This window comes from Paraperibacillus esterisolvens (assembly GCF_046237625.1).
In the GTDB taxonomy this organism is placed as follows: domain Bacteria; phylum Bacillota; class Bacilli; order Bacillales; family DSM-1321; genus Paraperibacillus; species Paraperibacillus esterisolvens.
Map to the genome: position 1 here is coordinate 1939861 of NZ_CP143545.1, position 24720 is coordinate 1964580.

Consider the following 24720-nt stretch of genomic DNA (forward strand, 5'->3'; position numbering starts at 1 on the left):
TACTGTGACCGACACGAACACCAAACTTCAGCTTTCTGCTTATTCTTGTTAAGCTAACGGGCAGTTATGCGTAATTCCCAGGGTATGTAAACATGAAAATAACGTAAGGAAAAAGGAGGCAGACAATTAATGGGAGGAACGAATGTATGGGATGCGGAGTGGGAGGTTAACGAAGAGCAGGCGCGGACGCTGATCGGCAGACAATTCCCTCAGCTGTCATCGAAGCAGGTGAAGCGATTGGGCTGGGGCTGGGACAATACGGTTTTTCTCATCGGTGACGAGTACGTATTCCGGTTTCCAAGAAGAACGATTGCAGTTGGCTCGATTCGTATGGAAGGGAAGCTGCTGCCGAAGCTGGAGGCATATATGACCATCCCCTATCCGAAACCCTTGTTTTATGGCGAACCAAGTGACGAATACCCGGCACCATTCCTTGGCTATGCCTACGTGCCAGGAGATTTCCCAATCGGTTTGAAGGAAGAACGCCGAGCTTTATCGGCAGAGTCCCTGGCGAAATTTTTGCGGAGATTACATGAATTTCCGGTGCAGGCGGCATTGAAGTGGGGAGTTCAGCAAGATCATCGTAACTTGACGGACCTAGCATCGCGCAAAGTGAAATTGGAGGGTTTTCTATCGAAGGTGGTTGAACACTTGTCGCCTGAGGAGTCCGGTTTGATCGAAGCGTATATTAGCAGGCTGCAAAAGGACCGTGTCGGGGCGGTGAATGCACTGCTACATGGCGATCTTCATTTCAAAAATATGCTTGTGAATGAGAACGGGATCGTTTCCGGCATCATTGATTGGGGCGATCTGAGCGTAGGGCATCCGGCTTGCGATTTGAGCGTTGCTTATAGCTTTTTACCACCTTATGCTCGCGGCGTGTTTTTCGAAACATACGGAGGAGCGGACGAGGAAACGAAGCTGCTGGCGCGGCTAATTGCGGTATACATCCCCGTACTGATCTTAATGCAAGCGGTCGATGACGGGAATGAAGCGATTGCGGCAGAGGCGAAATCCAACATCATGCGGGCACTGTCGGATTAGGATCATCATTTCGTTGCGGCTATGGGGTTATGGCTATCGGCACCACTTTGTCGTTTAAAGGCGCGATAGGGTACGATCCGCCTTCTCTGATGCCGCTTAATGTTGAGGAACACGAAATTCAACAGAGTAAGTCGTTGCGCTAACGGGACACGGTAGCAATACCGCCTTTTCAACGAAGGCGGTTTTCATATGGTCAAATATCAACATATCAACATTAGAATTTAACATAGACATTAGTTTTAAAAAAACAAAATGCCAATACCTTATTTGATATCGACATTTTGTTCATTCATTTTATAGTTACTTTCCAGCTACCGCATCTTTAAGTGCCTTGCCAGCCTTAAAAGCAGGAACCTTTCCAGCAGCTATCTGCATTTCTTCACCGGTTTGTGGATTTCTACCTGTACGTGCTGCACGTTCACGGACTTCAAAGTTTCCAAACCCGATCAATTGTACCTTATCACCATTTTTTAATGCTTCAGAAATTTTATCAAAAACTGCATCTACTGCTTTTGATGCATCCTTCTGTGAAAGATCTGCGGTTTTCGCTACCTGATTAACGAATTCTGTTTTATTCATTTAATAAACACTCCTTAATATACAAAATTGTCCTAGTGGGTCACCTTAGTTTTAACATAGCGTACATAAGTTCGCAACTTTGAAGCCAATTTAATACTTTCTTCAGTGATTTAACCTTCTTTATTTCCTTCCTTAAGTAACCGGTACATGAGTTGAAGATTAAGCTGTATACGGGACGTTTTTAAGCAATAAGATTCCTTTGATATTTAACAAACGTGTGCATTAGTTTAACAAGCGGCCAAAAAAGTCGAGTCCTATTACAGGAAATCGACTTTTTTTGATTCAAGTTTGCTTTACGTACAAAATTTCCGAAAGGTTGGGTACTCCTATTTCTTTTAAGACAGAACATTATATTGACAAAAAGGGATACTAGAAATATTTGAACATCTAAACCCCAATGAGGAAATATAACTATACGCAAAACAGCAGCCAAGACAACACGTATAATAGGCAAATGTCTATTCCTCTTTGAACACGGACACATACACTACTTTTGAAACAATTTGAGGAGGAGATATATAATGGAAAGACAATTATTTGGAGGTTATGGCGGTCATCATGGATATGGTGGGTATCCTGGTCATGGATATGGTGGGTATCCTGGTCATGGGTATGGTGGGTATCCTGGTCATGGATATGGTGGGTATCCTGGTCATGGGTATGGTGGGTATCCTGGTCATGGATATGGTGGGTATCCTGGTTATGGATATGGTGGCTATCCTGGTCATGGGTATGGTGGCTATCCTGGTTATGGATATGGTGGCTATCCTGGTCATGGATATGGTGGGTATCCTGGTTATGGATATGGCGGTCATCGTTGAGTCCATCACGGATGCCATTGTTAATCAACAAACAGCGTGCTTTACTTCGATAAGGAGTAAGGCTTTTTCTTATTCAACAAAGGGCAGTTTAGTAAAATAAGGATCCATAATATTAGGATTGAGTTGTATGGGGGGATCAGAGTGGATAGGGAACTTGAAGAAGTTATTGTAAAAGCATTTTTTTCAAAGCGAACCTAACAAAAAGTTCTATTCGAATTATTTTCTGCAAAAACGAATGGATGCAATGAATAAGTTAAACCATAATTACTCAACAACACTTTGAGAAGAATTTATGATCGAGATGCAAAACCAAATTCTGACCCAGAGGAAATAGAGAAGTTATTAAGAAAAAAGGTGCAGGAAGTGACTGTTTCACAATGTCCTGGAACGATTCTATTGATGGTAACTATAACACTAATCTCAGCTTTAGAGGTGGCAGCTGGCGAAGGATTTCCTACAATAATATCATGTGTTCCAGGGAGATTAGCCTATTTTGAAGCTGAGCAGGTATATGGTCCTCCACCAAGGTTCATTTTGAAAAGGTAAATTAATGTAGTAAAACTCCTATTAAAAAAAAAACTAAAAAAAGGCAAAAAAATAGACCCAGAAAAACCAGTTTATAAAAACGGAGGATGGGCCTCATAAAAGTTAGATATAAAAATTGGTGGTACATGGCTTGAATTCAAGCCATTCTCGTTGGAGTAAGTGCAGCTTGAGCAACAACCAGAATAAGGATTAATTTCCCATGAGTGGTACCCATCAAGGGTGCGACAGTGGGTGGTAAACCGAGGCCGTCCGCGCCAGACTATCGGATGGGCTCTAAGGCACCATAGTTTAGCATTAAAAATATATTCTGCACAGCCTGTTTTCTTCTCTGTGATGAATCGCTGATCAGTGCGATTCGTGGATGACTAACGGGTGCGTTAGTTTGGGCTGCTACGGCAGCCTTTTTCGTTGTATAGTTTATAAGGAAGGAACGATGTGAAGATTTTAAACATAAAGGAGTGTTACTATGGATTTCTGGAGATATAATTCCATGTGGTTTGAAGAAGTACCCGAAGATCAGTATGTCCACTTGAATCTAAAAGAAGATAAGATAGAAGAAATTAAATCGCAATATCTTGAGTACCTGGTTTTATGGCATCACAAAAAAAGCAAGAGTGGTAACTTTAATGATATTCCTGATAGCTTGCGGTATCTGGAATTAAACTGGTCAACCATCCAAAACTTTGCTGGAGTAGAAAAGCTAAGTAATTTAAAGCGTTTAGACCTGCATTACTGTACAAAATTACAAGACGATAGTGGAATTTCCAAAATTAAAAACACCCTGGAGATTTTGGAGATCAATAACTCCAGAAAACTTGTTCCAAATGATTTGTTGGAACTAAATAACCTACGAGTGCTACGCCTTAATGCATGCGGAAATCTTGAAAATCTTTCTTTTTTGTGTCACTTTCCTAAGTTAATAAGCTTTGCCTTTGTGGATACTAACGTGTTGGATGGTGATTTAACACCGCTAATCGATCATCCTACGATTAGAGAAGCTGGTTTCATGAACAAAAGACACTATAATTATAAATATGAAACATTAGAAAATTTGCTTGAAGAAAAAAATGGCGGGAAACCATATAGAGATATGATAAGAAAAGGTAAATATGAAACATTTAGATATATAGACGGATGAATGGTCGCTTGAGCCTAAGTTGTTTAAATTGTGTAATGTCGATCTTTATTAGTCGTGAAGTATTAACCGATCAATCCTTACTCAACTTAGGGTGCGATAGTTGATGATTATTTGGCTGCTTGGGCAGCCTTTTGCTGTTGTACTAACGGGCAGGTTAGCTTAATAAGGAGAGAGTTGCAATAACATAATACAATTATAAAGATATAATCAATAACAAAGTGCATTGGAGGATACCATGAGTAAAGGAAAGACACCACTTGTTATAGCTATTGCTGCTGTTTCTGGTGGAGGAAAAACAACAATGACCTAACATTTAAATCAGAGATTACATAATTCGAAGGTTCTTTTTTTTGATGACTATGATTTCAAGGGTCCTGGTGACATAGTGGCGTGGGTAGAAAATGGAGGTGAACCTAACGAGTGGGATTAAACTCCTATAGCTTAAATGAAATGTGTGAAATAAGTTTCCTTTACGCTGCACCTGATGTTATTTACGAGGATCACCATTCTGCTCTAATTTTTCAAGATGTAACCCCGTGGGTGTTAGAAATAATATAGTTGTTTAATTTCATTATTTCTAACAAGATTGTGAAGGATTTAAACTAATGGGTGCAATACCTAAAGAAGGAATATTGCATTTTCTAAGTGAACTATAGAGGCTGTTTAGTGGAAGAAGTAATAGCCAATTATGCGTATTTGACTCATACTGCGACATAGTCGGCAAATAAAAAAACCACTAATTAATTAGTGGTTCTTTTAATATGCCATTTTATACATTGAGAATAGCAGTTGCTGTATCTTCAATATTATCGTAAATTTCAGTAGTTTTATTTTCAATAAATGTTAACTTAAAGATGTTCTCGAAGTAAACAACTGAGACTAATGGTCTTTTATTTTTTGAGAACGTATGAGTAATTTCTACTTCGCTGTAGTAACAAAGGTCGTTTAATATATTTTTTAGGTATTTTTTAGACATTTATCCAGTCTCCTTCCGATACGGAGGGAAATGACTAGGGAAAGTCGAGTATGACCCAAAGTATATTATTTTTGTGTTCACATACTATTGTAACATATAAGGCATTAGTAAGATATGGAATTCTTTACCTGTGTAATTCGTTTACCAATTTAGTAATAGAACGATTCCAGTTCATTTGATGCACATTTCGAACATATTGTGAAGAAATGTACTTAAGCCAACGGGTGCTTTAGTTGAAGAAGATGCCTACAAGAAGAACTCATAAATGGGTTCTTTTCTTTTGATGAAATATCAACATTAACGTTTAACAGAGCCATTGATAAAGACCAATCGCTATTATAGAATTGGTCTTTTTCACTTTACTTGATGGGAGATTCTTCTTCTCTCCAGTCAGTTGGTCCTTCATTCAGTTCAATGTATTTCCTCCAATACTGACCCGTCCTTTTATCAAATATAATGATATTTGTATCATTTACTGATATTAGTTCATACTCAAATTCTTCTGAAACTGATGGTTGAATATAATGGTTTTGCTGATTGTTTTCAAATGATTTTGATATAAACCACGAACCGACAACAATACATATTCCTAAAAAAACGATAGCTAACGAATGAACGTGATTCTTCACTTACAGTCTCTCCTTCTAAGTAATCTACTTCCATTATATGTTATCTAGGTGCCTAAACGATATACCTTTAAATTAAAAAGCTTTAATGCTGGTGTCTGAGGATAACCCTTGTTTTCAAACAGTACAGTCAAGATTGAGGAATCGCCCATGCGGTTCTTTTTTAATTTCACGAAGGAAAGGTATTAAATGATAAAATGAATATACTGAATAATGGCACAATTTTTAATACGAGTCTAGGGAGGATTGAATGTTGTTATGTTTACAAAGAGAAGGCTTCTAATCCTAGGGGGAGGTACACTTTTTTGTATACTGTTTTTTATTCTAGCCGTTACATGGTTTTATCCCTATTCGTTTTTCAGTATAAATAAATCGGTATCATATGATCCCTTTTTGTGGGTTGTGAAAGACTACCGAAAGGAGATACATGATTTGAAAAAAACCTATAAACCTAACCAGGACACAAAACCAATACTCAATATGTACGAACAAAGATGGCTGGTCAGTGAAAAAAAAGTACCCATGACCTATAAAAACCTAGATGTTATGTTAAAAACAGTGAAAGAGGCAAGAAGAAGTTTAAGAACCTTGGAATTAGGGGCCATTTCAACAAATGGAAGAGAATTAAGAACTATGCTTATTGGTAATTGTGATTCATTCGAAAAGGATATTGAAAAAATAAAGAAAAATCATCTATCTACTCGAGAGAATATTCATCATCAATATCATAGTCTAACAGCGGGTTTCTTGACTAGTTTTCAGTTGTTTATTGATTTCTACAAGGAATACGTTAAAAGATAAATAACAAACTGAAGGATGCGTTTTGAGAAGGTGATTCGATGAACCAGGCTCCAACCACTTAGGTTCCTCTCTTTATTGTTACTTGACTATATCGCCTACATATATAGGGAGTGTGCTATATGAAAATTATTAGTGGTAATAGAAGTTTTGATTTAGATCAATTGCTTAATAAGCCTTTGTTTGCTCATTTATGACCGTGGTTGGTGATGATCCCAGGCATTCACCTGTCTGGTTTCTTTGGGAAAACAATCAATTATGGATTATAGGAACTTCCTCTGATACATTTCCGAAAAGAATTCAAAATAACCCAAAATGTGCAATAGGAATAGTTGATTTTAATCATGAAACCGGGTTGGTCTTACATGCAGGGTTTAGAGGTACTGCTACAGTCGAGCCGTTTGATTCAGCAATAGGAAACCGTTTATTATCTCGTTATATGGGACCAAATGAAAATAAATGGGATTCGCGTTTCAGAAATTTAGATGAAAGAAATGTTCTCATACGTTTTGTACCTAAAACAGTTGTAGTACGTGATCAATCATTCATAGTATCTAATAGTTAAACTAAATAAGAAAGGCTGCTTCGGCAGCCTTTTTGTCTTGTTCCATTAGCGGGCAGGTTAGTCGAAGAAGGATTTTTAAACTAATAAACACAGATAAGGGGCTTAAAATACAATAATTATTCACTTATTGTATAACTTTTTTAGTTGAAAACTTATACCTTTTGACAAAGAGTAGATCATGGGAAAGCAATGAAGCTGCGACAAAAAAAGAAGACATTAATAATGACTCTTTTATTATGGGTTGATTACTTTTATAATGGGTACAAATTAAAATAAATTCATATTCAGGAAGGGGACATTAAAATTTAGTTCCCCTTTTATTTTTTTGATGTTACTTTTTTCTCCACCTAGAAACTTCTCGAAATCAAAAATGACTGGTTTACGGTTTGGACCCATTGCGAACCAAACCTTTTTTTCTTTTGGAATGTAAGCAGAAGTGTGTAAGGTTCCTGACGAAGCATCGTACTTTTCAGAAAAAACTTGTTCATCTATGTTATTTAATAAAGAAAAAGCCTCGTAAACACCTAATTTTTGTTGTTTCTCCATAATTTGTTGTCTTCGTTTCGAATCGTCCATTCGATAACGATTTTCCTCTAGAAGCATTTCAAAATGATTCGTGCTGGTGCTTGATTTTCTAGCTATTACGGAGCGGGGAGATGCTTCTACTACATAAGAATCACCTTTTGGGTCGAGCAATACATAACTAAATGACGTTCGATGCGGGATTTCTTTCAGTAGATCAATAGCATCCTCCACATTGGAACATGTCTCTAGTATCATTCGTCCAATCATGTTGCAAATAAATCCATCTCCCGAATGGATACGATTGATAAAATTATACCCCATAGAAAGACCCTTTTCGTTCATACCATCAATTCTTCCGGTTATTTGCATAGAAGGACCAATAACTGCGTATCCACCATCGGTTGGTTGATAAAGAGTGAATCTTCCTTCATAAGAACCAGGATGACTGTCGTAATTCCGTATAAGGTAGTCGGTGCCGGTTATGATAGAGCACCCGCTTTTTCCGTACTCCAAATAATACCCGCCAAATTCTCTTATTGCGTCATCAATGCTCCATTGTAAAGCATTTGCTAATCCATGTATTTCTTCTATAACTTCCGGTATATATTTTGACAATAGAGTCAGTGCCTTTTCTTGATCGGTAGCAAAATGACGTGTTCTTCTCGATGCCCATTGCTTTGCTCGATTTGGTAAAATAGGAGACTCTTTTAATGCTTCTCCTTGCATATATCCAAACTCATAATGAGTCCCTTTAAATTGAATGATATCGCTATAAACAGGGAACATTAGATTACTCCTTTTGATAATGATTCACTTTACTATATCTAAAAAATCTATTACTGTCTCTTTCCTCGTTCTTAACAAATACAGGTAAAAGTCATTCGTTTCCTGCTTTTTTGTTCTGATGGATTTAATTTGCCTTCTTGATATTTATTGATTTATTTAGATCTTCTTTGATTCGCAAGCAGTCTTCAATTTCCCAAAGCACTTTCTGCAGATGCCTCTGGGCTACACGACTAGTCCTCACGTTTAGTTTTAGGAAGGCATAAACAAATGTTTGGTTCATAAAATTATTATCCATCCATACACACTAGGCTGCTGGTGATGATTTGATATGATTAAAGTGGTGATTTATTATGATAAATAAACCTCTAAAACCAATGTTCCTTCATAAATCAGTTATATAAACCAATTGAAGTTGGATGGGTTCCGTTGTATCCTTTCATCCAAAGAAACAAAAAGTCAGAGAAGCATGGTGGTATATGCATGCTTTCGTCTAGTATTCTATTCCAAAAGCTGATCGATCCCTAATACTAAGTTAAATAAAATAGATAAAATAAAGTCTTTATTTCCATATGTTAGAACTCCGGGGCGATACTTAAGGAAGGGAGTCGCCTTTTTAGTTTTTTGCCCAAGAAAGATTGTGAAATATTGCACTTAAACTAATGGGTGCTTTAGTTGAAGAACGTATGACTGCTTCGCAGAGCAGCTTAAACGGAAGAACAAGTGTTTTCACGGTTACATAAAGAAGGCATATAAATAGCTGAATTCGGAGGGGGAATAATTATGGAGCAGCCAAAGCCTAAAGTTATGGTATTAGGTACATTTCATATGAGGTATACACCAGATATTTATAAAGTGGAATTTGATGATTTACTAAACGAAAGAAGGCAAAATGAAATAAGGGAAGTTGTAGAAAAGGTAAAAAGATTTAATCCAACAAAACTGGCTTTTGAAGTTGTAAAAGAAAATGAAGAAGAATTAAATGAAGAATACAGGCAGTATTTGAATAGTGACTTCGAACTGAAAATTGATGAAATGCATCAATACGGTTTTAGAATAGCTTCAGAATTGGGTCACCAAAAGGTTTATGAAGTTGATTGGATGAAAACCGTTGGAAATAGGGGAATTGGAGAGGTTTTTGAATGGGCAAAAACTGAACAGCCTGACCTTTATAAATATATAGATGAAAAGTATCGTTCAGGAAGAGATTTATACTTAGCTGACAAAAGCATTGTGGACCTAATGAAAGAAATGAACGAAGAAAGCATGTGAAGAGAGAACATGAAATGTATATGGCTTTAGCACGTATCGGAAGTGAAGATGATTATGTAGGCATTGATTGGCTAAGGTGGTGGTATCAAAGGAATTTAATAATATACTCCAACTTGGCAAGAGTAACCAGCTCTCCTTCAGACAAAACCGTTTTAATTATCGGAGCTGCTCACATCCATTTAGTTTCCCAATTTCTAAAAGAAAGTGGAATGTTTGATGTAGAACCAGCAATAGCATACCTTTGATATTCAACAAACGGGTGCGTTAGTTGAAAATCGTTTGGCCGCTTTTTATGATGCTGTTTTACTAAAGGGTGGTTACTAAGAAGGTAATAAATGAAAAATGCAGCAGGGCTAGCCCAGCTACATCTCATCCACCCTATTTAACAAATAACAGCTTCCATCTTCCGCAAACCATAAAAATTTACCTGATCTAATATTAAACTCAACAGTGTTTTTATTATAAGTTAACTTTGTTACTTTTTTAAATTGGATTAATAATTCCATCGGGGGATCTGTGATAATGTCCTGAATATAGTTTGTAATTACAAATCCTTTTGGATCTAATATTCGATCAGGTTTTACTTCTGTCATCCAATTGCCGTTAAGGAAAATCGAGTTAGCTATTATCTTCTTTTTTCGATTCTGTATAGACCAAATCTTTCGGCAATTACACCGATGTATTTTACACTTCATCACATAAACCTCTTTTCTTTTAAAATAGGTCATGGTTCATTATATTTAAACTTTTAGCAAATCATAATTATAAGATGATTGACTTTTTTTAGTTTTTTAGTTAACAGTAAAAATAACAAAAATATTCCATTTTCTAAATGGGGTTACCTCGTGATTGAGCTAATTTTTTTTATATAACGGGATAATTCCTGTTTCATGAAAGGGGAAATAGTGCGTCAACAATGGGGATTACTCGTTAGAAGGAAAGATACTGGAGCTTTTGAAACGGGTTCTTTCGTCCATCAGCCTAAAAATCTTGATATTGAAAGCTGGAGGGACGGAGGCCTGCTTCAATGCCTTATAAGGCTATAAATTTCATGAAATAGATTAGATTATTACCTTCGTCTTTAAGGTGGTGGACTCGAATGGTGCGTTGTCCCTAACCTATTCCTTTGATACAAACCTCTGCAAGGTGTGTGTCATTTAAAGGCTGTTATAACAATACAAAAGAAAAAACGTACTCTACCAGCATTAAGCCAGAAGAGCATAAGCAACAGATGGCCTAGTCTGTAGCGACTCAAGCATCATGGGGAAACCGTTTTTAAAGTAACACCTAAATAATTCTTAATTCCGCCACTACTAAGTACATAATTAAACGTTCATCACTTCTTAAATGGGGGCGATACTTAAGGAAGGGAGTCGCCTTTTTAGTTTTTTGCCCAGGAAAGATTGTGAAATATTGTACTTAAACTAATGGGTGCTTTAGTTGAAGAAGGAAATCCTTAAATAACAAAAACTCGCAATTTTTAATGCGAGTTTTCTTTGTTTTAGACTTTATAGTATAGCAACAATATTTTACGAAAACAGCCTTTGTGAAAAACCTATCGAAGAAAATTTTACCCGTAAAAGCATCACGGCATTAGAGCCGCGTAATTAAATATAGACGGCGGCTCATTATTCATGAAATAAAGCAGAGAGGATCATTTTTCTGATTTATTCTTTTGTATTTAAAAACTTATATATAACTGAGAAGTCATCCTTACTGTAGCCAAATTGTTTAGCTAACCCGTAAATTTCTTTTGTGACATTTGCAATAGGAAGGGAAACCTTATGTTCGTAGGCTGCCTGCGACACGAGCTGTAAATCTTTTTGCAAATGTTCAAGCGGGAATTCGGCTGCATAGTTTCCATTCAGGAGTTTATCTTTTTTGCTGTTTAGAAAAGGGGCTGCTGTAACTCCGCCCAGCAGAGTATTCATGACCGTCTCTTTATCTAGACCCATTGATTCTCCAAGTGTTACGGCTTCCGAAAAAGCTGCCATTGATTGGGCAAGCATGAGGTTGATCACTAATTTCATAGAAGAACCTTTTCCATTTTCCCCTTGATACTGGATGGCTTTACCCATTAATTCCATCATAGGTCTCGCTTCTTCCAAATCTTCTTTATTTCCTCCGACGAGGAACACTAATTCACCCTTTTCTGCCGGGATTTTCGAACCGGCAACAGGAGCGTCTAAGAAACGGATGTGGCGTCTCGATGCTTCTTCTGCCATTTTTCGTGTGAAGGATGGATCTACTGTACTGCAATCAACCCATAGCCTGCCTTCTGAAAACTCCTCTAAAAACCCATCTTTTCCAAGGGCAGCAGACTCTACTACCTGGGGATTTGCAAGCATGGTAAAAATGATATCAGCCTGCTTTGCAACCTGCCGGGGGGAGTCTGCCCAAATTGCGCCTTCCTTTATAAGGGAATCTGATTTAGACTTTGAACGATTATATAAGATGACCTTATAACCACTCTTAAGCAGGTTATTTGCCATACGGCTGCCCATAATGCCGAGACCGATAAATCCAATCATTTAAAAACCTCCATTTATATATTATGAACAAGTATATTTTCATTATTCTGCCTGTGTCCATTCTCTGATAAAATGAGGGTTATGGCAAAAGAAAAGCATTCCTCTTCATAATCGAAGTCATAATAATAATTAGGTTATTTTTTTCGAGAAACTCACTCAGCAGGTGGAAAGGTGGGAACTAATACGAATGAACACCATTTTAGAGGATTTTTTTGATTTGAAAGAAGTATTAAATGCGTTCCAGGGACTCGAAAATAATTACAATTGGTTACTCACTGACTTAGATTGGTCTTACCCTGAAGACCATCTTGCTTATTTTGAAGACTTTCGAATATATGGCGGTAGAGATGACTGTCTTAATAAATACTGGATTAAAGGCGAAAACTTATCAAAACTAGCTAATGATAACAAAGTTTATTTTATATAGGGTGTATTTTCAGCATTTGAAAAAAAAGAAAATTGGTTTAGATGAACTTTAACAAGTACCATATGCTGATGGAAATACGAATTTTTGGGTTGAAAACCCTAAAATTCAACATCCAAATGCGGTCGTTGAATTGGTATTTTGGGATTTTTCATGATTCTTCTTCTTAGCAAAGATAATGTCCTATCTGAAAATTTCAGAAGTGCTTTTGAAGGCTGGAAGGATTTAAATTCCTGCAATAGTTCGTAAACCTGATTCAAATACGGGTGCGTTATTTAAGGAAGAGAAGGCTGTTAAGGCAGCCTTTTTGTGATTTTACTAACGGGCAGTTTAGTTGAACAAAGGTTAATTTGAAAAGGGTTCGGGGAAGTATAGAAACTGAGGTGATTTTCTTTTGAAATTTAATCAAATGACAGATGAAGAAAAACGGAAATTATTGATGGCTATATACTTTTTAAGGAAAGGTGCACACCACTTAAACCGTATACAGGATGCATTCAGAGAAAGGGAGAATGATGAGGAAATTAAAGAAGCTATGGAAAAGAGGCAAAACCTTTTTAGTGCAATAGCCCGTCTAGATGATATGTACCTTTATTCAGAAGATGAAACCGAAAGTAAAGAAATACAAAAATTAGAGGATGAAGTTTTTGAATGGATAGAAGATTACGGGTTTACCGATGAAGTTAAGAAAAATTTTGATAAGAATAGTCTTATGTTCAGCTAACAGAGTGTGATTGTGAATGAATTCACTTAAACTAACGGGTATTTGGTTGAAGAGTGTTTTGGCTGTTTAAAACAGCCTTTTTCAATTGAGAACAGATAAATAACTGAGAAGCCTGACTCTTTTAACCAAGAAGGTTATGGATGCTGAATGTAGAATAGTTACAGAGAGGAGGAGACAATTAATGTCGGTTAAGATGATAGAACAAAATAAGAAAAGCTGGGATATTGTAGCCCATCATTTTAATGGAAAGGATGCATTACCTAGTTACGGACCGTTTTCCCAAACAGAAGAGGAATTAAATCTGTTTAATGAATTAGTAAAGAAAAAAGTTTTGGATATTGGTTGTGGCAGCGGACATTCTTTACTTTATATGAGTGAGAAGGGTGCTGGGGAATTATGGGGAGTTGACTTATCAGAGAATCAAATTAAGACGGCAAATGAAACCTTAAAGAACTTGGCAGCTAACCTATTCTGTGCACCAATGGAAGAAGATATTGATCTGCCTAAGTCATATTTTGATGTAGTCTATTCAATATACGCAATTGGGTGGACTACTGATTTGGCATCAACATTTGAATTAATTTATTCTTATTTAAAGCCAGGTGGGTATTTTGTATTTAGTTGGGATCACCCCTTATATGCCCATATGAGAAGTCAGAATGGCCAAATCTACTTAGATGGATCATACCAGGATGAAGGGACCACAACATATACAAATTTTAAAGGTGAAGATGCTCCTGTAGTTATACCTAAAAGAAAAATGTCTACATACATAAACGAATTAATTAAAGCAGGATTTAATATTGACTCCGTAATAGAGAGTGAAGTGTCTGTAAAATATAATTCCTTAAATGAGGAATTATCCGATCGTTACTATTCTTTACATAAAGCGAGGAAGTTTCCGACAACAATGATTATTAAAGCCAGAAAAATATAAAAAGGAACCTTCTTTTTTAACAAACGGGTGCACAGTTAAATAGGAAGGTTCCTACGGCAGTATTTTTGTTATTCCTGCAGTTGAGTAGTAACGTTAAACATAAACAAGAATTGGGGCTTAATCGGAGGGCAAGGGTGATGCCCTTATCCAAATATTCCATTTTGCGCTATTAAGAATTGTATACAATTAAAATAGAAATAAACAAAAGAGAGAAATCCCTAGTGGGGACTTCTCTTTTTAAATTATAATCCAAGCAGCTGCTTTTTCTTTTGGGTGAATTCATCTTCCGGCAATATGCCTTGGTCTAATATATGGTTACTTATAACAATAAAAATGCTTATTGATAACAAGTCAAAGATGTTAGAATATATAATAGAACTTAAGGTGGTTTTACACTGCGCCTTTAGATTACCAATATGATATAAACAGGGGGATAAAGGTGTTAGCAAACCAATTAGGGAAGGTACTTATAAACGAAAAAATAAATATATCTATTACTATAAGTAATTATTTAGATAAAAGGTATAACGAATTTCTAGATACTAGCAACCTCCAAAATCAAGCAATTGTCAATTGGAGAGCCGAGCTGATCGGTTACATTGGACAAGCTCTCATTAATAATCATATCCAAGATGTAATGGAAATGGTAACACAATGGGCTACACAAACAGCTGAGGGAGCAGTTCAGTATAACATCGGTATCGATGAACTTCTTCAAACAAATAAGGTTTACCGAGCTGCTATTTGGGATTTTGTAAAGGAAATGGAAACGGAAGAGATAAAGGTGGAAACATTCCTTAAAATAAATAAAGTAATTGATACAATTCTTGACCATACAGCTTATGTTTATGGCACTTCATTTGTTAAATATCAGGAAAATTTATTAAGATTAGCAAATGAGGCTTCATTGGCAATCTCTACTCCAGTTGTTAAGATAAATAAACGAATTGCTATCCTTCCTTTAGTAGGGAGTATAGATACACATCGGGCGGAAGTGCTGAAGGAAACATCTATAAAAAGAGCAGTAGAACTAAAAATAACTGAACTTTATATTGATTTATCCGGAGTTCCATTCGTAGATACTATGGTAGCAAATGAGTTATTCCAGGTGGCAAAAGCCCTGACTTTAATTGGTGTTAAACCAACATTTACTGGGATTCGACCTGAAATAGCCCAAGCAGTAGTCAGTTTTGGAATTGACTTCAAAGATATAGAAACATTAGGAACTTTAGAGCAAGCATTATCCAACATAATAAAGTGATTGAGCCTGTGATAAATTAATTAAAATTTATGATAACGATTTCTTACCAAAAGTGGTTGTTGGTCCAGGAGGATCAATAACCCTTTTTTACATTTCCCCAGTTTACTTTTTGCAGTTTCATGGCTAATGAATTCCTCCTTAAACAATGGGTGCTGTAGTTTAACAAGAAAAGGCTTTTGGTTGCAGCCTTTTTGTTGTTGTGTAAGCACTAATACCTTCTGGCACTATACCTGGTACATAGTAGTACAGGTGACAATATTCCGTGTTTCATTCCTGAATGAATACTTAGTTCTTTAATGTATAATCCAATAAATGGTAAAATTATATTTAGAGGAGGAAAACGATGAAGCAATTAAGTAAAGGGTCTATTGTTTTTATAGTTTTAGGACTGTTTTTATTAGGGGTAAATTGGAGAATGGAGGGCTATTTAGAACTTATAGTCCTTATCGGTTTAGTTTTTCTATTCGTTGGAGCTTTATTAAGTTTAATAGCTATTGCTAAGCAGGAAGAAGGAAGTCTTAAATTCGTTTCGCTTTTCTCTTTTTTCATCGTTCTATTTTTTATTACTTGGTTAGAACCCTTTCAAGTTATTCGTATACTCACTTGGCTAAAAAATTAGTTAACTAACGAGTGCGTAAATTTAGTAAGCAGGGCTGTTTCGGCAGCTCTTTTTTCGTTTGAAGACGGTGTTATTATTGAAGGAGAATTCCTAAGTATTAATAAAGAAATAGTATTTGATCAATGCGGGTAATCTTTTGAACTTAGGCGAATGGCAGCTGCGTTTCTTCTTGAAGAAGAGTAGAAGGTTCTGTTTCTTTTAAAAATCGGTAGACTCCATACAAAAATATAGTAATACTTTTCTATATTTAATATTGAAACAGGTAAGGGAGTTAGCAAAATATAAAACCAGTATAAGGGAGAAATGCCTTCAAAAAGGATTTCAATCAGGACCCATCAAGGGTCCTTGTTTTATGTGCGTTTATCAACAATATTATTTAACATAGCTCTACAAATAAAAACCGCATTCTGGTTCGAATGCAGTTTTATACCACTCGTCCAGAAGACAAAAGGCTTTTTATTGTGGTGCCTCCAGCCACTGCTGGGACCATTTTTCAATTTCCTTCATGAGGGGGGCGAATGAATTGCCTTTTTCTGTGAGAGAATATTCTATCCGGACCGGTGTTTCCGGATACACGTCTCTTTTGACAATTCCTTCATTCTCAAGCTCCTTCAGTCTTTCAGAAAGGACTCTCCCGCTGACTCCGATGGCTGCTTCAATCGTCCCGAATCTCTGGGGACCGGAGAGCAGCTGATATATGATCAATCCTGTCCAGCGCTGGCTGAGGATGCTGATGGCTTTTTCAAATCTTGGGCAGATGGACTTATCCATGGTGACAACTCCTTTTTTTCATTATATAACGTTGCATAAAAAATAACCAGTTTGTTAAATAAAATAAAGTTACTTGACGTTAATTGATAACTAAAATATAATTACTTACATAAAGTAAGTAAGACTTATCACATGGAGGGAATACAATGAGCTTTCATGCAAAGCCTAATATATATCCTGGAGAAATAAATTTAAAAGTCGCTGATTTAAATCTCGCAATCAGGTTTTATGAAGAAGTTATAGGGTTTATAGTAATAGACCGTTCGAATAGCAGGGTCGTACTTTCGGCTGACGGGAAAACACCGCTTCTGTCCCTTGAGCGTCCGGAACACGTGACACCGAGGGATCGGCATACGACCGGCCTGTACCACTTCGCCCTGCTCCTGCCACAGCGTAGCGATCTGGCCGATATTGTTAATCACTTTATCAAAATTGGACTGCCAATCGGATCATCCGACCATTTAGTAAGCGAGGCGCTTTATTTTTCTGATCCGGATGGAAATGGAATCGAGATCTATGCGGACCGGCCGCCAAGCGAATGGACATGGCAGGGGACCGAGGTGCAGATGACGGTTGATCCTCTTGATTTTAAGGATCTTCTTTCGAAATCAAGGGGAGAGTGGAAGGGGCTTCCTGCCGGCACCGTGATGGGACATGTGCATCTACATGTCGCGGAGCTTCAAGAAACAGAAGAATTCTATACAAAAGGCCTCGGCTTCGAGGCGGTCAGTCATCTGGGCAGCCAGGCGCTGTTTGTTTCCACGGGGAAATATCATCACCATCTCGGCCTGAACACATGGGCGGGAGAAGGTGCGCCCGCTCCGGCAGAAACCAGTACAGGGCTGAATTGGTATACGCTGATCTTCCCGGGTACTGAAGCTTTGGAGCAGGCCGTGGAGCGCTTGAGAAATCTAGGAGCTTCTGTAGAAAAGAAAGAGCAGATGTATATTACACATGACCCATCCAGCAACAAAATCCATTTAATCGTTTAATCTTAAGGAGGAAATGAACATGGAAAACAAGATCGATTTTTATTCAGCAATTGAAAACAGGCGTTCCATTTACAGCATCAGCAGCGAGGCTCCGGTATCAGATGAGAGAATTCAGGAGATCGTCAACCACGCTGTAAAATATACTCCATCCGCCTTTAACTCACAGAGCGCGCGTGTAGTAGTCCTCCTTGGTGAAAACCATGCCAGGCTGTGGGACATTACGAAGGAAACGCTGAGAAAGATCGTTCCTGCAGAAAACTTCGGCTCGACTGAGGATAAGATGAAATCCTTTGCGGGCGGCTATGGCACCGTTCTTTTCTTTGAAGACCAGAATGTCGTGGAAGGATTCCAGAAACAGTTTGAGCTGTATGCTGACAATTTCCCTGTCTGGTCACAGCAGTCAAGCGGAATGCTGCAGTATAACATCTGGACATCACTCGAACTCGAAGGCTTCGGTGCATCCCTGCAGCACTACAATCCCTTGATCAATGATGAAGTGAGACAGGAATGGGATCTGCCTGAAAACTGGAGGCTGATTGCCCAGATGCCTTTCGGAAAACCGACTGCTCCTGCCGGCGAGAAGGAATTCCAGCCGCTTGAAGAGCGTGTGAAGTTTTTTAAATAAATGGAGAAGGGCTGCCCATAGGGTAGCAAGGAATTCGTCTTTCAACTTAAAATGACACAAAAAAGAGCAGGCATTCCTGCTCTTTTTCAAATTTCACTTCAGAATATCTTTAAGTTTCTGAGCATCTTTATTGTCTAAATTTCCTAAAGAGTTCTTTTCTCTATTAACGATCGTCGCTGAAGCGTCAAACCATATAAGATATTCAACTAATTTTTCTGGCATATTTTTTTCTGACATGAAGAATAAAGTGGTCTTCATATCTTCTTTTCGATCCATTTGCGCCTTCACATTATATTCCCACTCTATTTTTGCAAATAAATCTCTTAACGCTTTCACCTTTTCTTCGTCCATGATTATTTTTTCTTTTTCAGGGTTCTCACCTGTAAAAACTTGAACATCAACTCTATTAAGCTGCTTTAAATCATACTCTTTAGGAACTTCAATTGAACATCCAGCAATAGCTAGAAAGACAGTTAATACAGATAAAAGAATAAGGATTTTTTTCATTCTTGAACCCCCATTATTAATCATATAAATATATTCGGCAATTTCCTATTTAATCCTGGTTGGATCTCAGTACGAAGTGAATGAGAATACCCAATTACATACTATATGTAATCATAATAATTGATTTAAACTATTTAATGTTCGCCATCTTCAGTATGGCATTGATCCAGTTCTACAGTATTCTTATGTACGCTGTTTTTCTGCCTTCATCTGGGTAAAATGGCTTTTTAAAGGGTTGCGAACCCACACCTTCATACAGAGGCAGGGCCAGGGAGCTAAAATGAATGTTTTACAGCATCTAGGTTAAATGGAATGAAGACCTTTTGGGCGTGTGTTCCGAATTAAAAAGGTCTTTACCTCGGAAAGTGTGTACCTCCATAAAGAAGATGAGCGGATCCTTAATCCGATTTTACAGATGCTCGATGAGGGTCTGGACCAAGGGGAGGTGGAAACCCTGCTGCAGAGCCTTCCGGAAAGACTGCGGGAGAGGAAGCAGGAGCTCTTGCCGGAGCATTACTACTTCCTGGAATTCAACTGTGCCGCCTTTCTGAAAACCTTCTATATAAAATTGGAGGGCCGCAGTGAAAACGGCTCCCTTCAGAAATCGATCAGGGAAATAATAGGCAAATAGGGTACTGTCCCCATGATTCTCTTTATTTACGACTATATTGGATGGTAGTCGGAATTGTGTGCGGATTATAAGAGAAAGCTTGATGAGCATATTACCGGGACGAGGAGCAGGCGGACTGAAGGGCATATAATTTAGGGGAATTAGCAATAGGCATCCCAGTGTGGGGATGCCTATTCTTTTGGGAGAATAATTCCTTTAATGGAGGGGAAATATCGAAACCGCCAGTATTTAGAAGACACTATAATAAATACCAGAGCGGCTGATTATTAGTTTGATAAGAAGGTATAGATACGCTACTATAGATGATGTGTAAAGGTTCTAAAAATTAAATAGCTGCCATATAAGGCGCCGCAAGGCTTAATAGGGAATTTCGCAAAAATCGAAAGCTGCCCCCGCAACTGTAAGTGTGGACGAAGCAGGCTGACCACTGTGTGAACATGCACGGGAAGGGCCTGATCAGGATGAAGCACCAGCCAGGAGACCTGTCTTACATGGATGAATGGTTTTTCTTCGGGGATGGAGAAAATGGATCGATATATGCGAAAAGTGCGAGATTTGAGGCACGGCCCGTCTTTTCATGACTGCTCTCCTGGATTAAGGGGGCGGTTTTTTTGTGTGCAGCCTCTGAAAAAATATGAACCTAAGTAAAGACAGGAGTGAAAACGATGCCAAAAGCTGTACCGCTGATGTTCCAGGGAACAAGTTCAGATGTGGGTAAAAGTGTGATTGCTGCGGCTTTCTGCCGGATTTTTGCCCAGGATGGGTACAGGACTGCGCCTTTTAAATCTCAGAATATGGCGCTGAATTCTTATATTACGGCCGATGGCAGGGAAATCGGCAGGGCCCAGGGAATGCAGGCCGAGGCGGCGGGGATTGCTGCCAATACGTTCATGAATCCCATTCTGATTAAACCAACCAGGGAGTATGAATCACAAATCGTGGTGCATGGGAAGCCTTTTAAAAATATGAAGGCTGGTGCCTACAGGCAGGAATTCTTTGACAGGGGCCTGTCCCTGATCCGGGAATCGCTGGATGTGCTGTCGCGGAGCTTTGACCGGCTCGTGATTGAGGGAGCCGGGAGTCCTGCGGAAATCAATTTGAATGACAGAGAGCTTGTGAATATGCGGGTAGCCCGGATGGCTGACGCCCCGGTCATCCTGATTGGAGATATCGACAGGGGCGGTGTTTTCGCAAGCCTGGTTGGGACACTTCAGCTCATGGAGGAAAAAGACCGGGACAGAGTCATCGGTGTTATGATCAACAAGTTCCGGGGAGATGTTTCCCTCCTTCAGGATGGGCTGGATTGGTTTGAAGAATATACGGGGAAAAAGGTGTTCGGCGTAATTCCGTATATGGAGGATCTTCATATAGATGCAGAGGACTCACTGGCTCTAAATCAGTATAAAGGGCGGAATGAAAGGGGTAGGGAGCTGGATATAGCCGTCATACAATACCCGAGAATCTCTAATTTTACAGACATTGACCCGCTGATGGCGGAAAGGGACTGCTGCGTGAGGTATGTGGATTCAGCCCCGGCGCTTGGCCGTCCTGATTTGATTGTGCTCCCCGGCAGCAAGAATACAATTGAAGATCTGCGATACATAAAAGAAAGGGGCCTGGCGGAAGCGGTCACATCCCTTTATGAAGCTGGCACTTCCCTGGTGTTTGGGATCTGCGGCGGATATCAGATGCTGGGTCGGGCTATAGCGGATGAGTATGCGGTGGAATCACCTTTTTCATATGAAAAGGGGCTGGGGATTCTGCCAATTCAGACCTTTCTTGCAAGAGAGAAAAAGACCGTACTCAGTGAGGGGACTTTGTCATTTGGAGGCAGCCTCCACCCGGTGAAGGGCTATGAAATCCATATGGGTGTGACCGAACAGGAAATGGAAGGCGATTCCCTGATCATTATGAAAGACGGTGCAGACGGGTTCATAACCAGTAACAGAATGGCTGCGGGAACATATTTCCATGGCATCTTCCATAATGACTCCTTTCGCTGGGATCTGCTGAATAAGATTCGGGAAAGGAAAGGTCTTGAGACTTTAACCAACAGGATTGCATACAGGGCACTTCAGGAAGAGTCCTTTGATCGCCTGGCCGCCCATGTGAGGGAATATACAGACCTTAACGGAATTGAACAGGCAATGAAGCAATTCTCCGGGAAAGGGGCAGCACTGCATGATTGAGAGAATGCTTGAGCAATACGGCCATGGCGGGGATCTTGAAACCGCACGGAATTTATTTGGGATCAAGGAGCCCATCGATTTCAGCGCCAATATTAATCCGCTCGGTCCGCCGCCCCGTCTGATGGACATTCTGAGAGAACGGCTGCCGGATATCATCCATTATCCTGATCCGGCCAAAAGGAAGCTAAATGGCAAGCTTGCATGGCGGCTTGGTGTTTCTCCCCGGCAGATTGTGATCGGAAATGGCGCAGCCGAATGCATGGCCTTGGTGCTTCTGGCCCTTAAGCCGGCCAGGGTCGGGGTCGTTTATCCATGCTTTTCGGAATATGAAAAGCTGGCTGTCATGTTCGGGGCAGAAGTATCTGCCTGCAATGGCAGGAGCAGCCGATCCTACAAGCCGGATCTGGAAGATCTATTGAAGTTGATGAGGAATACGGAACTTGTTTTTATTGGGCAGCCCAATAATCCGACCGGGGTTCTCTATACAAAGAATGAGCTTCGTATACTTGCAGCCGAGGCTGAACAGGAGAATACTTATCTGGTCATTGATGAAGCGTTCATTGATTTTCTTCCCTGCATGGAGAAATATACGCTGCTGAGTGAACTGGACCGCTTCCCCCATGTGATTTTGATCCGGTCGATGACAAAATTTTATGCCATTCCGGGACTCCGTTTAGGCTATGCGGTGGCCGGGGCGGATCTTGCATCAAGAATCAGCGCCATGCAGGTCACCTGGAGTGTCAATGCCCTGGCGCTTGCAGCGGGAGAAGTCTGCCTGGATGAAGAGAACTATGAAAAGAGGACCCTGTCGTTAATCAAAAGAGAGCGGAGAAAACTATCGCGGTTCATCAGGGGAAAACTAGGCTGGACAGTTTACCCCGGAGAAGCAAACTTCCTCCTGGTCAGGATCGAAGGGGAGATGACTTCGCCGGCATTGCAGCAGGAGCTCGGGGGCAGGGGAATCCTTATCCGTTCCTGTGCCATGTATCCTGGCTTGACAGACCACCACTTTCGTATCGCGGTCCGCACTCAGGAGGAAAATGATATGCTGCTTTCGGCGTTAAAAGAACTATCAGATAAAAATAGTAAGGAGTAAAAACGTGCAGCCTTTTAAGAAAGAAAGCCGATATATATCACGTGTCTGGCCGGAACTGACACTGCTGAAAAAGGAGGATCATCTCCTGTTCCACTCAGAGCAAACGCTTGAAACAGTCAGCTCGGCCTTATTTGGAGGCGGATTCCGGAAACTGAATTATTTTGTAAACTGGCAGGTTCCGAAAGACTATGATTGCAATGATCCATTCCTTGCCATGGGTCAGCAGCTCGAGAGCTGGGGGTATCCTCGGGGAGAGTCAGCCGGGCTGCAGACGGCAGCCTGGATTCATTGGGCATCCATCAAGGAAGAAGCGGGGAACGGATTCAAAGCAGTCTGCTGTGTCACAGCGGGAGTCGGCAACAGGGAAAGAGCCGGCATCAGGAGGCCCTCCTATCCTGCCTATCAGCCGGGAACAATCAACACCTTCCTGTTCATTGATGGCCGCCTGACACAATCAGCGATGGTAAATGCTATCATGACAGCAGCCGAGGCGAAGGCCGCTGCGATGCAGGATGCGAATATCTTGGTAGAAACCGGAGCTGCGGCGACTGGAACCACGACTGATTCCATTGTCATAGCAGCTTCCCAGGCTGAGTTTTGTCCCCTCCACCTTTATGCCGGGACAGCAACTTCAATCGGCAATACCATCGGCTGCCTTGTGTATGATGCCGTTTGTGAGGCAGTGAGGAATGGAGGGTGAGTGCTGTTATGCTTCAAGGTTCTTTATTGGTTTTTGCTGCTTTTATCACCGATTTGATGATTGGTGATCCGAGAGCGCTGCCGCATCCTGTCATCTTGATCGGAAAGTGCATCAGCTGGCTGGAACAGGTGATCCGGCGCCTTATTTCTGAGAAATACCTGAAGATTGGCGGAGCTTTTATGCCGCTCATAATTGCAGGAGGCAGCTATGCGGCCGTTTATGGATTGCTCCAGTTACTGGGAGCCTTCCATTACTGGGCTGCGGCTGTCGCTGAAATCTGGATCATTTCGACAACGGTCGCTGTCAAGGGTCTTGGAGATGCAGGCATGGAGGTGTACCGCCCGCTCATGATCGGGGGTCTAAAGACGGCAAGGAAAAATCTAGGCATGATTGTCGGGCGTGATACCGGCCATCTGGATGAAGCAGAAATCTCGAGGGGCGCGGTTGAGACGGTGGCTGAAAATATTGTCGATGCCATCATATCCCCGCTTTTTTTCGCCTTTATCGGCGGAGCGCCGCTTGCCATGTTTTACAGGGCCGTCAATACCCTGGATTCCATGGTCGGCTATAAAAATGACAAGTACATAAAGCTTGGCTGGGCATCCGCAAGACTGGATGATGTATTAAATTACATACCGGCAAGGCTGACAGCTATGATTATGCTGTTGGTGTTCGCCCTTAAAAAGCTGGATGCTAAAAACGCAGCCAGGATCATGAAGCGTGATGCCCGCCTGCACCCCAGCCCGAACAGCGGATACCCTGAAAGTGCCGTCGCCGGAGCCCTTCATATCCAGCTCGGCGGCACCAACCATTATTTCGGCAAACCATCTCACCGGGCCCACCTGGGAGATCCGAAACGGTTCATTGAAGCTGCGGACATACTGACGACAATAGCGGTCATGAAGTGGACAGCATTCCTATTCGCCGCTGTCGTGCCCATCTCGGTCCTTCTTTTCTGTTTATTATAGAGCGAAGCAGGAGAAGTATTTGTCATAAACGTTTTTTTATCAAACAGTATTAGTTATGCTGTTTTATGGAAC

The 24720-nt window shown here is 40.0% G+C and carries 23 protein-coding genes, 1 pseudogene and 1 riboswitch; of the genes and pseudogenes, 17 read left to right on the plus strand and 7 right to left on the minus strand.

The window, feature by feature from the left end; translation table 11 throughout:
• The first annotated feature begins 129 nt into the window (after positions 1-129).
• Positions 130-1044, plus strand: coding sequence for a phosphotransferase (locus V1501_RS09765; RefSeq protein ID WP_409292915.1), 915 nt, complete (start codon positions 130-132; stop codon positions 1042-1044).
• 300 nt (positions 1045-1344) lie between these two features.
• Here the strand turns inward: V1501_RS09765 and V1501_RS09770 are convergent, their stop codons facing one another.
• Entirely contained in the window at positions 1345-1623 is a 279-nt protein-coding gene (locus V1501_RS09770) for an HU family DNA-binding protein (protein WP_409292916.1), read from the minus strand.
• A 546-nt stretch (positions 1624-2169) separates the two neighbouring features.
• Between V1501_RS09770 and V1501_RS09775 the strand changes: the two genes are divergently transcribed.
• Both V1501_RS09775 and V1501_RS09780 read left to right on the plus strand, forming a co-directional pair.
• Positions 2170-2544, plus strand: a complete 375-nt coding sequence (locus V1501_RS09775; protein ID WP_409292918.1) for a hypothetical protein — start codon at positions 2170-2172, stop codon at positions 2542-2544.
• Positions 2545-3456: 912 nt separating this feature from the next.
• Entirely contained in the window at positions 3457-4128 is a 672-nt protein-coding gene (locus tag V1501_RS09780; RefSeq protein WP_409292919.1) for a hypothetical protein, read from the plus strand.
• A 769-nt stretch (positions 4129-4897) separates the two neighbouring features.
• Here the strand turns inward: V1501_RS09780 and V1501_RS09785 are convergent.
• Both V1501_RS09785 and V1501_RS09790 read right to left on the minus strand, forming a co-directional pair.
• Entirely contained in the window at positions 4898-5104 is a 207-nt protein-coding gene (locus V1501_RS09785; RefSeq protein WP_409292921.1) for a hypothetical protein, read from the minus strand.
• 359 nt (positions 5105-5463) lie between these two features.
• Positions 5464-5733, minus strand: a complete 270-nt coding sequence (locus V1501_RS09790) for a hypothetical protein (RefSeq protein WP_409292922.1) — start codon at positions 5731-5733, stop codon at positions 5464-5466.
• Between the two features lie 429 nt (positions 5734-6162).
• On the opposite strand from V1501_RS09790, the gene V1501_RS09795 reads away from it, so the two are divergent.
• Positions 6163-6531: a hypothetical protein gene (locus tag V1501_RS09795; RefSeq protein ID WP_409292923.1), complete on the plus strand. Its 369-nt coding sequence runs from the start codon at positions 6163-6165 to the stop codon at positions 6529-6531.
• Between the two features lie 829 nt (positions 6532-7360).
• Here V1501_RS09795 and V1501_RS09800 read toward each other — a convergent pair.
• The gene (locus V1501_RS09800) at positions 7361-8404 is read right to left on the minus strand and encodes a C45 family autoproteolytic acyltransferase/hydolase (RefSeq protein WP_409292925.1); all 1044 of its coding nucleotides are present in this window, start codon (positions 8402-8404) and stop codon (positions 7361-7363) included.
• Between the two features lie 825 nt (positions 8405-9229).
• Here V1501_RS09800 and V1501_RS09805 point away from each other — a divergent pair.
• Positions 9230-9918, plus strand: a pseudogene (locus tag V1501_RS09805) (DUF5694 domain-containing protein).
• Between the two features lie 1422 nt (positions 9919-11340).
• On the opposite strand, the gene V1501_RS09810 reads toward V1501_RS09805, so the two are convergent.
• Positions 11341-12204, minus strand: a complete 864-nt coding sequence (locus V1501_RS09810; RefSeq protein ID WP_409292926.1) for an NAD(P)-dependent oxidoreductase — start codon at positions 12202-12204, stop codon at positions 11341-11343.
• A gap of 187 nt (positions 12205-12391) precedes the next feature.
• On the opposite strand from V1501_RS09810, the gene V1501_RS09815 reads away from it, so the two are divergent.
• The 5 genes from V1501_RS09815 to V1501_RS09835 all read left to right on the plus strand — a co-directional run bounded on the left by V1501_RS09815 (position 12392) and on the right by V1501_RS09835 (position 16169).
• Entirely contained in the window at positions 12392-12631 is a 240-nt protein-coding gene (locus V1501_RS09815) for a hypothetical protein (RefSeq protein ID WP_409292928.1), read from the plus strand.
• 391 nt (positions 12632-13022) lie between these two features.
• The gene (locus V1501_RS09820; RefSeq protein WP_409292929.1) at positions 13023-13352 is read left to right on the plus strand and encodes a hypothetical protein; all 330 of its coding nucleotides are present in this window, start codon (positions 13023-13025) and stop codon (positions 13350-13352) included.
• 181 nt (positions 13353-13533) lie between these two features.
• Positions 13534-14289, plus strand: a complete 756-nt coding sequence (locus tag V1501_RS09825) for a class I SAM-dependent methyltransferase (protein WP_409292930.1) — start codon at positions 13534-13536, stop codon at positions 14287-14289.
• 439 nt (positions 14290-14728) lie between these two features.
• Positions 14729-15550 carry an STAS domain-containing protein gene (locus tag V1501_RS09830; protein WP_409292931.1) on the plus strand — a complete coding sequence of 274 codons (822 nt, stop codon included), beginning with the start codon at positions 14729-14731 and terminating at the stop codon, positions 15548-15550.
• 343 nt (positions 15551-15893) lie between these two features.
• Positions 15894-16169, plus strand: coding sequence for a hypothetical protein (locus tag V1501_RS09835; protein ID WP_409292932.1), 276 nt, complete (start codon positions 15894-15896; stop codon positions 16167-16169).
• Positions 16170-16625: 456 nt separating this feature from the next.
• Here the strand turns inward: V1501_RS09835 and V1501_RS09840 are convergent, their stop codons facing one another.
• Positions 16626-16940 carry a winged helix-turn-helix transcriptional regulator gene (locus V1501_RS09840; protein ID WP_409292933.1) on the minus strand — a complete coding sequence of 105 codons (315 nt, stop codon included), beginning with the start codon at positions 16938-16940 and terminating at the stop codon, positions 16626-16628.
• Between the two features lie 146 nt (positions 16941-17086).
• On the opposite strand from V1501_RS09840, the gene V1501_RS09845 reads away from it, so the two are divergent.
• Positions 17087-17932, plus strand: coding sequence for a VOC family protein (locus V1501_RS09845; protein ID WP_409292935.1), 846 nt, complete (start codon positions 17087-17089; stop codon positions 17930-17932).
• A 19-nt stretch (positions 17933-17951) separates the two neighbouring features.
• A complete protein-coding gene (locus V1501_RS09850) occupies positions 17952-18557 on the plus strand; it encodes a nitroreductase family protein (RefSeq protein WP_409292937.1) in 606 nt (201 codons plus the stop codon).
• Positions 18558-18650: 93 nt separating this feature from the next.
• On the opposite strand, the gene V1501_RS09855 is transcribed toward V1501_RS09850, so the two are convergent.
• Positions 18651-19064 (minus strand): hypothetical protein, encoded by a 414-nt coding sequence (locus V1501_RS09855; RefSeq protein ID WP_409292939.1) that lies wholly within the window; start codon positions 19062-19064, stop codon positions 18651-18653.
• 331 nt (positions 19065-19395) lie between these two features.
• Between V1501_RS09855 and V1501_RS09860 the strand changes: the two genes are divergently transcribed.
• The 5 genes from V1501_RS09860 to cbiB all read left to right on the plus strand — a co-directional run bounded on the left by V1501_RS09860 (position 19396) and on the right by cbiB (position 24648).
• Positions 19396-19695 (plus strand): DUF2785 domain-containing protein, encoded by a 300-nt coding sequence (locus V1501_RS09860; RefSeq protein WP_409292940.1) that lies wholly within the window; start codon positions 19396-19398, stop codon positions 19693-19695.
• Positions 19696-20021: 326 nt separating this feature from the next.
• Positions 20022-20200: riboswitch (cobalamin riboswitch) on the plus strand.
• Between the two features lie 160 nt (positions 20201-20360).
• The gene (locus V1501_RS09865; RefSeq protein WP_409292942.1) at positions 20361-21884 is read left to right on the plus strand and encodes a cobyric acid synthase; all 1524 of its coding nucleotides are present in this window, start codon (positions 20361-20363) and stop codon (positions 21882-21884) included.
• Between the two features lie 4 nt (positions 21885-21888).
• Positions 21889-22980 (plus strand): threonine-phosphate decarboxylase CobD, encoded by a 1092-nt coding sequence (cobD, locus tag V1501_RS09870; RefSeq protein WP_409293311.1) that lies wholly within the window; start codon positions 21889-21891, stop codon positions 22978-22980.
• A 4-nt stretch (positions 22981-22984) separates the two neighbouring features.
• Positions 22985-23680: an adenosylcobinamide amidohydrolase gene (locus V1501_RS09875; RefSeq protein ID WP_409292944.1), complete on the plus strand. Its 696-nt coding sequence runs from the start codon at positions 22985-22987 to the stop codon at positions 23678-23680.
• Positions 23681-23688: 8 nt separating this feature from the next.
• Positions 23689-24648: an adenosylcobinamide-phosphate synthase CbiB gene (gene cbiB, locus V1501_RS09880; RefSeq protein WP_409293313.1), complete on the plus strand. Its 960-nt coding sequence runs from the start codon at positions 23689-23691 to the stop codon at positions 24646-24648.
• The last annotated feature ends 72 nt before the right edge of the window (positions 24649-24720 follow it).